Below are 12,287 nucleotides of genomic sequence, written 5' to 3' on the forward strand. Positions count from 1 at the left end.
ATCGGCCCGTCTACGGCTGCGCCGCCACTTCGGGGTAGGCCGGCGAGTCGCCGTCCATCAGCGGCGAGGGGATCCCCTTCAGGGTCTTGTCGAAGAACGCTGCGACGTAGTCCCGGGTGATCTGGACGCTGCGGAACCCGTCCACACTCTGCCCCGGCACCGGCATCGAAGCCTCCTCGGCCAGCACCGCGATGTCGGTGAAGGACGCGTGCGCCTCCCCGTCCACCGCGAACCAGCGCTTGTAGCCGGTCAGGTCGGCCCAGGTCTGGTCCCAGTCGGGCGCGTCGCCGGCGGCGTGGTCGCTCTGCTTGCCGAACATCATGAACGCCCGGCCGCCGAGACCGCCGGCCGGCACGGCGGGGAAGAAGGTGCCGTCCAGGTTCACGCCGGCCCGGATCCGCGGATCGGCCTCCATCGCCGCGGCCGCCGCGGCGCCGCCGACCGAGTGGCCGGCCATGCCGATGCTGCACTTGTCGATCAGGTGGCCCAGGTTCCAGGCGTGGCCCGCGGTGAGCTGGTCCACGACGAACTTCACGTCCACCGCGCGGCTGCTCACCAGCTGCTCGTTGCTCGCCGGGTCGGGCCCGCTCTGGCTGCACCACAGGCACGGCGCGATGCTGCCGTCCGCCAACTGCTCACCGCTGTCCTCGTACGGGTGGCCGACGAGCGCCACGACATACCCGCGGCTCGCCAGGTCGGTCGCCAGCGAGGTCAGAGTCGCCCGCGGGTTCTCCAGTCCGGGAGAGAGCACGATCAGCGGGAACTTGCCGGGAGCGGCCTTGGCGCCGGTGAACGCGTGGGTCTGCATAGCGGCGACGGGGTCGGCGGTGATCCCGAAGCCCGGCGGCACCCGCAGCGACACGAAGCCCTGGGCCTCGCCGGCGCTCATGTAGGGCGCGGGCTGACCGGTGCCCTGGCGAGCGGGGTAGAACATCGAGACGGTCAGTTGGCGATAGCCCGCCGAGGGATTCCAGGGGTCCAGGCGGCCGGTGTCGGTCAGGTGCAAGACGTCCTCGCCGGCCTCGTAGTGGCCGGTCGGCGCGGGCAGCGAGAACTTCGCGGAGGCCGGAGCGGTCGCCGACACGGCCGAGGAATACCCGGAAGCCGCGTGGGGAGCTGCGGCGGAAGCGGCGCCTGACCCGACAAGGGTGAGCGCGGAAACGGACAGAGCGACGATCGCGGAGGCCGCCAGGCGGCGTCGGTTGGTAACCATGGGTTGAAGGTACGAGCGGCGCGTCTCATCGCGGATCACCCCACGGATGGCACCTTCAGAGCCGGTAATCCCCCGGGTCCAGGGGCCTCATCCCGCAGGATGAGACCCCTGTTATGAGGTCGCTAACGCCGGCCGGTTCAGGCGACGACCGCCAGCGCGTCGATCTCCACCAGCATCGACTCCTTCGGCAGCTCCACGAAGACCGTCGTCCGGCTGGGCTTCACACCGTCCGCGCCGAGGTTCGCCGCGATGAACTCCGCGTACGCCTCGTTCATCGCCGCGAAGTGGTCGCGGGTGGTGAGGTAGACGCGGAACATCACGATGTCGTCGACGGTGCCGCCGCCGGCCTCGACGATCGCCTTCACGTTCTCCAGCGTGCGCGCGGTCTGCGCCTTCACGTCGCCGGGAGCCACGTACTGGCCGGTCGCCGGATCCTCGCCGCCCTGCCCGGACACCTGCAGGATCGGGCCCTTGCGGACACCCTGGGAGAACACCGGCATCGGGGCCGGTGCGCCGTCGGTGCGGATCTCGGTCTTCGCGGAAGTCATCGGGAGGGCTCGCTTTCTTTCGGGATGGTTCTTGTTCTTTCGGGATGCTTCTTGGACAGCGGAGGCAAAGTCAGGGGGCGCCGGCGTCCGCGGAGATGGCGCGGACCGTCTCGAGCAGCTGCGGCAGCAGTTCCAGCACCTGTTCGTAGGGGAGCACGACGTCCGGCACCGAGATCGACACCGCCGCGACGGCCCGCCCGGACGCGTCCCGGACCGGCGCGCCGATGCAGTTGATGAACGTCTCGTGCTCGGCATGGTCCTGGGCCCAACCCTGCGCGGCCACCGTCTCCAGCTCCGCGAGCAGCTGCGGCGCCGACGCGATGGTGTTCGGCGTGTGCGGCACGAACTCGATCCCCGCCACCACCCGGCGCCGCTCGGCCGCCGGCAGATCCGCCAGCAGGACCTTCGCCACCGCGGTGTTGTGCAGCCCGGCCCGCAGCCCGACGCGGGAGTACATACGGACCCTGTGACGCGAGTCGTACTTGTCGATGTAGACGACCTCGCCGCCCTCGTACGCGGCCAGGTGCACGGTCTGCCCGGTCGCCGCGTTCAGCGCCGCCAGATGCGGAGCCGCGATCGGCCGGATGCCGCGCTGCTCCATCGCCAAGCCGGCCAGCGCGAACAGCCCGGCGCCTAGGTGGTAGCGGTACTCGGCGTCGCGGTAGACGAACCGGTCGGCCTCCAGCGACTGGAGCAGCCGCAGCACCGTGGTCTTGTGGACGCCGATCACCTCGGCCAGCTGGTCCAGCGAGCGCTCGCCCTCGCCGAGCTCGGTGAGCAGGCGCAGGGCGCGGGTGACGGTCTGGCTCATGGGACCATCACCTTCTCGCGGAACGGCCGGCCGCGCGACTCGGGCGGACATCGCCGCCCATCGCGCTGCCGCCGAAAGCGATGCCCTCAGCCGAGATCCGGGTCGCGCGCCACTGCTCCTCCGAGGCGTCCAGCAGCGCGGCGACCGTGGCTGCCGACCACTGTCCATCGTGCTCGGCGGGGTCGACATCCACGAGGCGGCTCAAATCACCCAACTCGCCCACATCGCCCTGCGCCACCAACGCCGAAGCCGCAGCCAGATGCCCCAGCCGCAATCGCCGCCGCTCATCGAACCCGTGCAGCGTCCCGGCCAGATACCCGGCGGCGAACGCGTCCCCGGCCCCGGTCGGCTCGACCACGTCCACCGCCAGCGCCGGCTCCGACACGGCGCCGTCGGCTGTCAGCGCGGTCACCACGCGCTCGGCGTCCTTCACCACGATCGTCGCGGGCCCGGGAAACAGAGCCCTGAGTTCGGCCGGATCCCCGGTGCCGAAAGCGACTTCCGCCTCGTCCGCGCCGAGCAGCGCGACATCGGCCGCGTCCACGAACTCCCGCAGCACACCCGGGTCGCGGTCCCGCCACAGCACCGGGCGCCAGTTCAGGTCGAAGCTGACGAGCCGCCGCCCGCGCGGTGCGTCCAGCAAAGCGCGCACCATCTCCAGGCAGGTCCGCGACAACGCCGGTGTGATCCCCGTCAGGTGCAGCAGCCGCGCGCCATCCATCAGGCGCGACACCTCGGGCTCGCGCAGAGTCGCCGCCGACATCGCCGACGCCGCGGACCCCGCGCGGTAGTAATGCAGCTTGCTGCGACCCGCGCCGAGGTCCCCTTCACACTCCGATCCGCCGGTCTCCTTCAGGTACAGCCCGGTCGGGCGCAGTGGGTCGACCGCCACTGCCGAGGTGTCCACGCCCCGCCGTGCCACCTCGCCGACCAGCCGCCGGCCGAACCCGTCGTCGCCGACCCGGCTGACCCAAGCGCTGGGCACCCCCAGCGCGCGCAGCGCGCACGCCACGTTCGACTCCGCGCCGCCGGCCGACACCGCGAACGACTCGACCGCGTCCAGCGGACCCGGCACGTCCGGCAGCAAGGCCGCCATCGACTCGCCGACGCACACCGCCCAAGCCGTCACCACTCGGCCTCCCCAGTCGTCGCGTCCCCAGGCATCGCATCCCCAGTCATTGCACCCACAGCGTTGACCGCCCTTCGCCTGGAATGCTAGAACCGGAGGACATCATATGCAACGAGCGTTGCATATATTGCAATCCCACAGGCAGCGGAGGCGACGCATGGTCCACCAGACGTTCGGCAGCCGTACCGCGACCGCCGGCATCGACCGGACCGCCGTCGCCGCCCTCGGCGACGAGCACCTGGACTGGCGGTTCAAAGCCCTGCCGCCGCAGGCCTGGGGACGCACGGCGCACGCCTACGTCGCCACCGGCCCCCGCCTGTCCGACCTCGGCACCCCGCTCCTCACCCTCGACGCCGACGCGCTGGACCACAACCTGCGCACCATGGCCGCGTGGTGCCGCCAGGCCGGCGTCTCCCTGGCCCCGCACGGCAAGACGACGATGGCCCCCGCGCTCTGGCAGGCCCAGCTCGACGCCGGGGCGGTCGGCATCACGCTGGCCAACCTCCCGCAGCTCCGCGTGGCCCGCGCCTTCGGTGTCCAGCGGCTCATGCTCGCCAACGCCCTGGTCGATCCGGCGGGCCTGGCCTGGATCGCGACCGAGCTGGCCGCCGATCCGGACTTCGCCTTCGCCTGCTGGGCCGACTCGGTGGAGACCGTGGCCCAGATGGACGCCGCCCTGCGCGCCGCCGGCGTCGGCAGCGGCCCCGATCCCGAGACGGACCGCCCGATCGAAGTCCTCGTCGAGCTCGGCGGCGCCGGCGGACGAACCGGAGCGCGCGGTATCGCTGAGGCCGAAGACGTCGCCCGCGCCATCGAGGCGGCGCCGACACTGCGACTCGCCGGTGTCGCCGGATACGAGGGCGCGCTGGCGCACGACGCCTCACCTCAAGGGCTCGGCACCGTCCGGTCCTACCTCCGCGACCTCGCCGAACTGCACCGCCGGCTCGCCGCCGCCTACCAGACCGGCCATCCCGTCATCACGGCAGGCGGCAGTGCGTACTTCGACACCGTCGCCGAGATCCTGGTGCCGGCGGCGGCTGAATCAGGGGCCGAAGTCGTTGTGCGCTCCGGCGCGTACGTCATTCACGACGACGGCTTCTACCGCGGCATCTCCCCACTCTCGCGGGAGGCCGAGGCCACGGCCTCGTCGTCGTTCCGGGCGGCGATGCACGGCTGGGCCCGCGTCGTCTCGCACCCCGAGCCGCAGCTCTCCCTGCTCGACGCGGGCAAGCGCGACCTCCCCTTCGACGAGGGCCTGCCGATCCCGCAGCTCGTCCGAGGTGTCGGACCGGCCTCCGGTGTCATCACCGCGCTCAACGACCAGCACGCCTTCCTCCGCGACGCCGGCGACACCGCCCCGGTCGGCGCCGTCATCCGCCTCGGCCTCTCCCATCCGTGCACCGCGCTCGACAAGTGGACGCTGATCCCCGTCCTCGACGACGCCGACAGCCCCGACCCACAAGTCGTCGACCTGGTGAGGACGTTCTTCTGATGGCCGAGCTGGTCTTCCGCGGCGCCACCGTCATCGACGGCACGGGAGCCGACCGCTGCCGCGCCGACGTCGCCGTCACGAACGGCGTCATCGCCGCCGTCGACACCAGCTTGAAGTCCGCGGACGCCGCGCGCGTGGTCGACGCCGACGGCCTGGTCCTGGCTCCCGGCTTCATCGACATGCACGCGCACTCCGACCTGCGCACCCTCGTCGAACGCGACCACCCCTCGCGGGTCACGCAGGGCGTCACCTGTGAAGTCCTCGGCCAGGACGGCCTGTCCTACGCCCCGGTCGACGACACGACGCTGCCCGCCCTGCGCCGCCAGATCGCCGGCTGGAACGGCGATCCCGAGGACTTCGACTGGAGTTGGCGGACCGTCGGCGAATACCTGGACCGGCTGGATCAGGGTATTGCCGTCAACGCCTGCTACCTCGTCCCCCACGGTTCCGTCCGCATGCTCGCGATGGGCTGGGAGAACCGCGAACCGACCCGCGCCGAGCTGAAACGCATGCGCGAACTGGTCGCGCAGGGCATGCGCGAGGGCGCGGTCGGCCTGTCCAGCGGCCTGTCCTACACCCCGGGCATGTACGCGGGCACCGACGAGCTGATCGAACTCTGCGAAGTCGTCGCCGCCCACGGCGGATACCACTCGCCGCATCAGCGTTCCTACGGCGCCGGGGCGCTCGGCGGCTACGCCGAGATGATCGAGATCTCGCGCCGCTCCGGCTGTCCGCTGCATCTGGCCCACGCCACCATGAACTTCGGGGTCAACGCCGGCCGGGCCGCCGAGTTCCTGGAGCTGATCGACGCGGCCCTGACAGAGGGCTGCGACATCAGCCTCGACACGTATCCCTACCTGCCGGGCTCCACGACGCTCGCCGCGCTCCTGCCGAGCTGGTCGGCCGAGGGCGGTCCGGACGCCACGCTGGCGCGGCTGGCCGATCCGGTGTCCCGGGAACGGATCCGGCGCGACGTCGAGGAGCGCGGCAGCGACGGCAACCACGGCATGGTCGTGGACTGGCGCACCATCCAGATCTCGGGAGTGCGGGACACCGCGCTGTCCGGCGTCGTCGGGCAGAACGTCGCCGAGCTCGCCGCCGCGCGCGCCGTGACCGGCACCGAGGTGTTCTTCGACCTGCTCGCCGCCGACCGGCTCGGCACGACGATCCTGCACCACGTCGGCAACGAGGAGAACGTGCGCGCCATCATGCGGCACCGCGCGCACACCGCCGGGAGCGACGGCCTGCTGGTCGGGGCCCGTCCGCATCCGCGCGCCTGGGGCACGTTCCCGCGCTACCTCGGCCATTACAGCCGCGACCTCGGCGTCCTGACGCTGGAGGAGACGGTCGCGCGGATGACCGGCCGGCCGGCCCGGCGCCTGCGGCTCGACCGGCGCGGGCTGATCCGCGTCGGCCACCACGCGGATCTGGTGCTGTTCGATCCACGGACCGTGCGCGACACCGCGACCTTCGAACAGCCGCGCCTGGCCGCCGAGGGGATGGTCGAGGTACTGGTCAACGGCGTGTCGGTCCTGACAGACGGCAAGCCCACCGGGGCGCTCCCGGGCCGGGCACTGCGACGCACAGAGCAGGGGGTATCAGCCTTATGATTTCCGACCTTCCACATCCGGACTTCCGGGCCGCGCTGGCCGCCGAACCGGTGATAGCCGTGGTCCGGGCACCGTCGATCCCCGATTCGGCCGCGCTGTGCGCGGCGCTGGCCGGCGGCGGCATCACCTGCACCGAGCTCACCTTCAGCACCCCCGACGTGGTGCCGCACCTGCGGGCGGCCGTCGCCGCCGGACACCGGGTCGGCGCCGGGACCGTCCTGACCGCCGCGCAGGCCGAGGAGGCGATCGACGCCGGGGTCTCGTTCCTGGTGACGCCCGGGCTGCGGCCCGAGGTCGCGAGAGTGGCGCACGAGGCCGGGGTGCCGGTCGTGCTGGGCGCGCTGACGCCGACCGAGGTCGCGCAGGCCCTCGATCTCGGCACGGCGGCCGTGAAGATCTTCCCGGCCAAGGCTTTCGGCCCCGGCTACTTCAAAGACCTGCGCGGGCCGTATCCGGGGCTGCCGCTGGTCGCTTCCGGAGGCGTCAACGCCGGCAACGCCGCGGATTTCCTGGCGGCGGGCGCGCTGGCGGTATGTGCGGGTACTGATGTGGTGCCGCCGGATGTGGTGGCCGCTGGAGACTGGCCCGAGATCGCGCGGCGGGCCCGGGCGTTCATGGCGGCTGTGCGACGGCCGGCTTGACCGCCGGCTTGACCGCCGGTTTGTTCACCAGGCTGATAGCCGCCATAAGCCGATCATTACTTACATCCCGCGCCACCGCCTGGCTACCGTTCGGAGCGTGAGCACCCCCGAAACGGTCGTGGACCAGATCGCCGCCCTGTTCGCCGGGGAGGGCGGCGCCGAATACCTCGGCGAGCCGGTCACCCAGGCCGAGCACATGCTGCAGGCGGCGGCGCTGGCCGAGCGCGACGGCGCGGCGCCGTCGCTCGTCGCGGCCGCGCTGCTGCACGACGTCGGCCACTTCACCGGCGCGGTGCACGGCCGCGATCTGATGGCCGGCCGCGACAACCGGCACAGCCACCAGGGCGCGGACTGGCTGGCGACGTGGTTCGGGCCGAAGGTCACCGAACCGGTGCGGTTGCACGTCGCCGCCAAGCGTTACCTGTGTGCGGTCGAGCCTGACTACTTCGGCAAACTGTCCGAGGCTTCGGTGTACACGCTGTCAGTACAGGGCGGCCCGATGTCAGCGCAGGAGGTCGCGGCGTTCGAGGCCGATCCGCACGCCGGCGACGCGGTGCGGCTGCGGCGCTGGGACGAGGCCGCGAAGGAGCCGGATGCCGGCGACCCCGGATTCGAGCACTACCGCGCGCTGCTCGCGGGACTGGTCCGGGCCGGCGCGGCGGCGCCGAGAGATTGATCACCCCGCTGGATTGATCACCTCGCACCAGGCATTGCGCATACCGCGATAAACTGGATCTATCAATCGCGAGCGCACATGCCGGGAGCACCACCATCGCCACGCCCCTCCGTACCCCGACCATCGCGCAGCTCAAGGCGTTCACGACGGTCGCGGAGCATCTGCACTTCCGGGACTCGGCCGCGGTGCTCGGGATGAGCCAGCCGGCGCTGTCCGGCGCGATCGCCGCGCTCGAGGAGAACCTCGGGACGCGGCTCGTCGAGCGCACCACGCGCAAGGTCCTGCTGACATCGTCCGGCGAGCGGGTCGCCCGGCACGCGCAGCGGGTCCTGGCCGCGATGGACGACCTGGTCGAGGAAGCCGCCGCGGCGCGCCGTCCGTACACCGGGACGGTGAAGGTCGGCGTGATCCCGACCTTGGCTCCGTATCTGCTGCCGGCACTGCTGCGTCCGCTGAAAAAGCGTTTCCCGGACTTGGATCTGTTCGTCCACGAGGAGCAGACGGCTGTGCTCCTGGAGGGCATCTCCTCAGGGCGCCTGGATCTGGGACTGCTCGCGCTGCCGACCGGGGCGACTGGCGTTGAGGAGCTGGCGCTCTACGACGAGGACTTCCTGGTCGTCGCACCCGAGCACACGCTGCCGGCCGGGGACGGCCCGGTGTCGCGGGAAGTGTTGAAGGACCACCAGATCCTGCTGCTGGAAGAAGGCCACTGCCTGCGGGACCAGGCGCTGGACGTGTGCGCCGATGTGGGCGTCGCCGATTCCGGGGCGACACGCGCGGCATCACTGTCGACACTGGTGCAGCTGGTCGCCGGCGGGATAGGCATGACACTGCTGCCGGAGACGGCGGTCGCGGTCGACGCGCGCGCCGGATCGGGCCTGGAGGCGCGCAGATTCACCGCTCCCGCGCCGTCGCGGCGGATCGGGCTGGTGTACCGGTCGTCGTCAGCGCGGGCCGAGGAGTTCGGCGGACTGGCGGCGGCGATGCGGGACGCGGTGACGGCGGCACGGCTGCCGGTGCGGCTGGCGGTCCCGGAGACGGACAGGCGGAGCTGACACTTCATCTGTCCCCGCCGCAGGTGAAGCGCCAGCTCCGGCTCACCAGCAAATAATGCTGAGAACTGAGTGAAATGCCAAGGGTTGTTGCCGATCGGTTATCAACCTTTGCGCGAGCATGACCGTTTCGTGATGCTACCGCCACGTACCGCACAGTTGATCATCCTCCACAGTGCCACCGCCGGTGCTTCAATAGCGCCATGACGCCTCGCGAAGCTCCCGTGCCGCCCGCGATAGCCGCCCTGCCGCACGACCCGCGCGGCTACCCGATCCCGGCGATCACCCCGCGCGGCGTCGACGGGAGCCCGACGTTCGCCATCACCGGCGCGGCCCGGACGCTGATCTGCGCGATCGAGCGCCGCTGCTCGATCTGCGGCACCCCGATGGCCCCGGGGCCGGTGTACCGGGTGATCGCGGCGGCCGAGACCGAGGCGCTGGCGGCGGCGCACGCCGCCGGCCGGACCGACGCCACGAACAAGGCGCCCTCCCCCGAGCCCCCGGGCCACCGCGCCTGCATGCTCTTCGCCGCCTTCACCTGCCCCTTCCTGGCCCGCCCGAACGCCCGCCGGGGCCAGGACGCGGAGGTCATGGGCGCCTCCCTGGCCCGGGGCACGGCCCGCGGCAGCTCGACGGAGACCGGCAGCGCCGTCGGCGGCGCGGTCGCGGGTTTCGCAGACTACGAATTCAGCTACACGCCGGGCTCGAACCAGGTGGCGTTCCTGTTCACCGGCCTGACCGAACTGCGCACGCACCAGTTGGGCGCCGACCAGATCCCGGAGCTCGTGGCCGCACTGGCCGATGCCGAGCCGCCGACCGAGTCCTGCCCGCCGTACCTGCTCGACGACGAGACGGCGGCCGGGGAGTACGCGCGGGTGTTGCTGGAGGCCGCGATGGCGCGGAGCCGGGCCGCGGGCGTTACCGAAGCGTGATCTGATTCGGCCGGTCCGCTAGCAAACCGAGGAGCTGAACGCACGTCTAAAGGGCGACATCGTTTCGGGGAAAGGACCCCTCGTGAGCCGCTCTTCTTCGCGCCGCCTGCTGGTCACCGCCGCTGCCGCAACGTCGGTCGCGCTGCTGGCTTCGGCCTGCGGCAAGTCGGCGGCGCAGCCGGGCACGGCACCGGTCGCCGCCGCCACGCACACGTCGGCGGCCGTCCCCGGATCGCCCGCGTCGCCCGCAACGTCCGCGTCGTCTACGAGCCCTGCGTCGCCGGCCCCGCAGTACGCCGCCGGGGCGCCGCTGATCTCCGACGGCACGGCCACGGTGACCGTCGCCGGGACGCCGGTGACGTTCCCGACGACGGTGTCCGAGGCGTCCTGGTCGCCGGACGGCAGCCGGATCGCGTTCATCGACGGGTCCGGGAACGTGGCCACCGCGCGGCCGGACGGCAGCGCGTGCTGGTGCTGGTGCTGGTGCTGGTGAAGCAGGATCAGGGGTCGAAGTTGTCCGGGCCGTCGGCCAGAACGACCACTCCAGCAGCGAGACGTCCACCCTGAATCAGGGCTCGAGCAGCTGGGCGGCCGTCGCCGACTCCTCGAACCCCACGAGCACGCAGACCAGCGACCTGTTCGGGACCTCCTCGACCCTGGTCTTCCAGGCGCACAGCGCCAAGGGCCAGGAGCTGTGGATCCACGAGGAGGACAGCAACTCGCGCGGCGGTGCGAACTCCGCCGAGCAGCTCATCGAGGGCAGCTGGCCGGCCTTGAGCGCCGGCGGGGCTCTGGCGTTCGTCGGCAAGGGCGGCGGGATCGAGGTGGTGGCCGCCGCCGCGATGGCCAAGGGCTACACCACGTCACCGCAGGCCACGATGGTCGAGGACAACGCCGCCGGCGCCACGCACCTGACCTGGACCCCGGACGGCAAGCAGATCGCCTACTCGACGCCGGCCGGCATCATGGAGGTCGCCGCCGGAAAGCCCCGCGCCGCCCCGACTCAGCTCTCTGCGAAGCCCGGCGTCGTCTCCTTCCTGCCGGCCGCCACGGACCAGGTCGTCACCCTGTCCGGAACCTCACCGACCGACCTGGCCGGCGCCTCGGTCTCGGTGTCCCGGCACCGCTGGCTGACCCAGACCGGCACCACCCCCGAGCCGGCCGGCGCCGGCCCGCACGGCCCGTACGCGATGTCGGTGACCATCATCGCGGCCGACGACCCGGCGACCGCCCAGAAGGAACTCAACTGGGGCGGCCTGTACGGCCCGACCCTGCTGAGCACCGGCCACGGCACCCTCGACCCGCGCCTGACCGCCGAGATCAAGCGGGTGCTGGGCGCCCCGAACACCCAGGACCCGTTCCCGGGCCTGGACACCGTCACCCTGGTCGGCGCCCCCGGCGCGTTCCCCTCCGGCGCCGACGCGGCCATCACCGCACTCGGTTACAAGGTGGCGCACGTCAGCACGGCCCCGAAGCCCGGCTCGTCCAACAGCCCGACCCCGCCGCCGGCCCCGATCGCCGTCGTCGACCCCTCCGACACGGCGGCTCTGAACGAGGCCAAGGCCGAAGGCGCGCGCGTGTTCCAGCTCAGCGGCGGCAAGATCGCGGCCGCGGACCTCAGCTACCTGAAGGGCCTGGACAGCACCTGGGACAACTCCGTGCCGCAGATCATCGCCTTCGGCGACAAGGCATTCACCGCCGCCACGGCCGTCAAGCTCCAACGCTTCGCGACCCCCGCCGAAGCCCTCGGCACCACCCACGCCGACTTCCTCGCGGCCCTGGCGATGAACTCAATGGCCACGAACGTGACCGTGGCCCCGTCCGGCTCCCCCGCCGACATCCTGCTCGCCGAACTCAGCACCCCGCAGTACGGCTACCAGCTGTACAGCACCTCGGTGGTGACGGTGGACCCCGCGCAGGGCATCTCGCCCACGCTCAAGGCGCTGCTGGACACCCGCTCCGCGAACATCGACGAGGCGGACGTCATCGACACCACCGGCAAGCTCCCGGCGGACCTGGCCAAGCAGCTCGGGACGCTGATCGGCGGCCCGCTCGGGGCCGCGGCGGTCGCGAATCAGACGGCTGATGATGTGGCCAAGGCTGAGGGCGGGCTCACTCAGACGCGATGACCGGCGGCGCGGAACGCTGTCGGTGGACTCGCGATCAACCCCGCTGGCTAGCGC

Annotated in this window: 13 protein-coding genes; 8 read left to right on the forward strand and 5 right to left on the reverse strand. The window is 71.9% G+C overall.

What is annotated here, in order from left to right:
- Positions 1-10: 10 nt before the first annotated feature.
- The 4 genes from ABH926_RS22950 to ABH926_RS22965 form a co-directional block, all read right to left on the reverse strand.
- A complete protein-coding gene (locus tag ABH926_RS22950) occupies positions 11-1,213 on the reverse strand; it encodes an alpha/beta hydrolase family protein (RefSeq protein WP_370367773.1) in 1,203 nt (400 codons plus the stop codon).
- 137 nt (positions 1,214-1,350) lie between these two features.
- Entirely contained in the window at positions 1,351-1,761 is a 411-nt protein-coding gene (locus ABH926_RS22955) for a RidA family protein (RefSeq protein WP_370367774.1), read from the reverse strand.
- Between the two features lie 70 nt (positions 1,762-1,831).
- A complete protein-coding gene (locus tag ABH926_RS22960; protein ID WP_370367775.1) occupies positions 1,832-2,572 on the reverse strand; it encodes an IclR family transcriptional regulator in 741 nt (246 codons plus the stop codon).
- Positions 2,573-2,579: 7 nt separating this feature from the next.
- Positions 2,580-3,704: a sugar kinase gene (locus ABH926_RS22965; protein ID WP_370367776.1), complete on the reverse strand. Its 1,125-nt coding sequence runs from the start codon at positions 3,702-3,704 to the stop codon at positions 2,580-2,582.
- A 154-nt stretch (positions 3,705-3,858) separates the two neighbouring features.
- Here ABH926_RS22965 and ABH926_RS22970 point away from each other — a divergent pair, with 154 nt between their 5' ends.
- The 7 genes from ABH926_RS22970 to ABH926_RS23000 all read left to right on the forward strand — a co-directional run bounded on the left by ABH926_RS22970 (position 3,859) and on the right by ABH926_RS23000 (position 10,597).
- Positions 3,859-5,193, forward strand: coding sequence for an alanine racemase (locus ABH926_RS22970; protein ID WP_370367777.1), 1,335 nt, complete (start codon positions 3,859-3,861; stop codon positions 5,191-5,193).
- Complete coding sequence (locus ABH926_RS22975) at positions 5,193-6,803, forward strand: amidohydrolase family protein (protein WP_370367778.1); 1,611 nt, start codon at positions 5,193-5,195, stop codon at positions 6,801-6,803. Before ABH926_RS22970 ends, ABH926_RS22975 begins: the two co-directional genes overlap by 1 nt.
- Positions 6,800-7,444: a bifunctional 4-hydroxy-2-oxoglutarate aldolase/2-dehydro-3-deoxy-phosphogluconate aldolase gene (locus ABH926_RS22980; protein WP_370367779.1), complete on the forward strand. Its 645-nt coding sequence runs from the start codon at positions 6,800-6,802 to the stop codon at positions 7,442-7,444. The genes ABH926_RS22975 and ABH926_RS22980 overlap by 4 nt, the downstream gene beginning before the upstream one ends.
- Positions 7,445-7,541: 97 nt before the next feature.
- A complete protein-coding gene (locus tag ABH926_RS22985; RefSeq protein ID WP_370367780.1) occupies positions 7,542-8,120 on the forward strand; it encodes a phosphonate degradation HD-domain oxygenase in 579 nt (192 codons plus the stop codon).
- A 95-nt stretch (positions 8,121-8,215) separates the two neighbouring features.
- Positions 8,216-9,175, forward strand: a complete 960-nt coding sequence (locus ABH926_RS22990; RefSeq protein WP_370368011.1) for a LysR substrate-binding domain-containing protein — start codon at positions 8,216-8,218, stop codon at positions 9,173-9,175.
- 200 nt (positions 9,176-9,375) lie between these two features.
- A complete protein-coding gene (locus ABH926_RS22995; protein WP_370367781.1) occupies positions 9,376-10,104 on the forward strand; it encodes a hypothetical protein in 729 nt (242 codons plus the stop codon).
- Between the two features lie 82 nt (positions 10,105-10,186).
- Positions 10,187-10,597 carry a hypothetical protein gene (locus ABH926_RS23000; RefSeq protein WP_370367782.1) on the forward strand — a complete coding sequence of 137 codons (411 nt, stop codon included), beginning with the start codon at positions 10,187-10,189 and terminating at the stop codon, positions 10,595-10,597.
- A 75-nt stretch (positions 10,598-10,672) separates the two neighbouring features.
- Here ABH926_RS23000 and ABH926_RS23005 read toward each other — a convergent pair whose 3' ends face one another.
- Positions 10,673-10,858, reverse strand: a complete 186-nt coding sequence (locus tag ABH926_RS23005) for a hypothetical protein (protein ID WP_370367783.1) — start codon at positions 10,856-10,858, stop codon at positions 10,673-10,675.
- A 19-nt stretch (positions 10,859-10,877) separates the two neighbouring features.
- On the opposite strand from ABH926_RS23005, the gene ABH926_RS23010 reads away from it, so the two are divergent.
- Entirely contained in the window at positions 10,878-12,233 is a 1,356-nt protein-coding gene (locus ABH926_RS23010; protein WP_370367784.1) for a hypothetical protein, read from the forward strand.
- Positions 12,234-12,287: the final 54 nt, after the last annotated feature.

The sequence above is a fragment of the Catenulispora sp. GP43 genome, from assembly GCF_041260665.1.
In the GTDB taxonomy this organism is placed as follows: Bacteria; Actinomycetota; Actinomycetes; order Streptomycetales; family Catenulisporaceae; genus Catenulispora.